Consider the following 1473-nt stretch of genomic DNA (forward strand, 5'->3'; position numbering starts at 1 on the left):
GGAACTTCTTTGGTGTTCCATTGGATGTCGTGTTATCAAATGAGCAGATGACACCGCAAAAGGCGGCGGAAATTGTTGCCGGTGGCATACCTACCAGTGAAGCAAAGCTGATACAGTTTGCGGCAGCAAAAGCGTTTTTGTCTTTAAGTAAGTACCAGTCGACAGAAGTCATTGAGGGGAAAGGAAGTTCTCTGGCTGATGTGAATATTACTGGAAATAAGACGACGATTTCATCTATAAATGAGGGCAAAGGTACTTCTGGACGACTCCCTGAAAAGCCCATTAAAGAGGTAACAGCAACAGAAGTAAATAATTGGTGGAAAAATCAGGGATATGAACAACCTCCATATACTCCAGGAACTACAGTAAAGGAATTTGAATTAGCAACTAACACGCAATTTGTTAGGGTTTATGATGGTACTCATTCACAAATGAGAGGGGGATGGATGATGAAAGCTGAAGATATAAAAGGATTAAGTAGTAAACAAATTCAAGAAAAGTTTGCTTTGCCATATAAACCAAAATACGTTGCGGATGTTGAAATTAAAGCAGGTACTAAGATGAGAGTAGGCTCTGCAAATAGTCTGTTTGGCTATAAAGGTGGAGGAACCCAGTTTGATCTTATGGGGCAAAGAACAGGTACATTCACTAATGAACGGGCTATTCAGAGAAAATAGGGTATCAAAATGGCTATCTTAGTAAACGATAACAAGATTAATATTAATGAGCACTTAATTATATTTAATCAAAAGATTATTAAGGCGATAGAAATTGATAATGGTTCTGTTCTTGTCTTAACTGATATTCCTATAGGAGATGATGGACTAAATAACCTATTTTCTTATACAAATAATGGAGAATTTCTTTGGCAAATAGAGCCTTCAGATTTACAAAAAGAAGGTCAAATAAGTTACCCATATGAAGGATTGAACGTTGTTGAAGGGCAATATTTTGTTGTTGATTTTTATGGAAGAAGAATATTTTTCGATCCTTATACTGGCCTATTCTTATCACGAGATGTTGTAAAATAAGATGTGGACAACAACCACCTAAGTGTGGAGAAGAACCAATCGCGCAGTGAGGAACTGGTTAATTGTCAGGGGGATATCAGTTGCCGTTCTGCCGTTAGGGATAAATATCGGCAAGAGTATGACAAGGTTCAGGAGCGGATAGCAACGTGTTCAGGCGCTGACCAGTGCGTTGCCGTTGCTAAAGAGCTGCGGGCATTGCAAGGTGACTACAGTGCTCGGATAGGCGAAATTCAGGAAAAAGCCAGAATGCAAGGACTGGATTCCCTCACGCCAGCAGAAGTGCGGGAATGGGCAAATTTACGCGGTGCCATGTCAAATATTGACGCATCACGGAATTTGGTACTCCATCGTGCCCAAGTCACCGGCGGCTCAGAAGAAACCACCCAGGAAATCATGAAGATTATGGGGCAGACGGGAATTGCGGCGTCTGCGGGAGTGGCTG

At 41.2% G+C, this 1473-nt stretch carries 1 protein-coding gene and 2 pseudogenes; all 3 read left to right on the forward strand.

Annotated features, from left to right (window positions below):
• Nucleotides 1-677, forward strand: a pseudogene (locus EAE89_RS22845) (hypothetical protein); the annotation flags it as partial.
• 9 nt (nucleotides 678-686) lie between these two features.
• The gene (locus tag EAE89_RS22850) at nucleotides 687-1031 is read left to right on the forward strand and encodes a DUF7957 family protein (protein ID WP_214086652.1); all 345 of its coding nucleotides are present in this window, start codon (nucleotides 687-689) and stop codon (nucleotides 1029-1031) included.
• Between the two features lie 3 nt (nucleotides 1032-1034).
• Nucleotides 1035-1473, forward strand: a pseudogene (locus EAE89_RS22855) (hemolysin/hemagglutinin-like protein HecA precursor); the annotation flags it as partial.

The organism is Photorhabdus heterorhabditis (genome assembly GCF_018448905.1).
Classification (GTDB): Bacteria; Pseudomonadota; Gammaproteobacteria; order Enterobacterales; family Enterobacteriaceae; genus Photorhabdus; species Photorhabdus heterorhabditis.

Bases quoted from the DNA above. Each gene is read 5' to 3' on its own strand.
- EAE89_RS22850 (WP_214086652.1), top strand. From the start codon at position 687: ATGGCTATCTTAGTAAACGATAACAAGATTAATATTAATGAGCACTTA.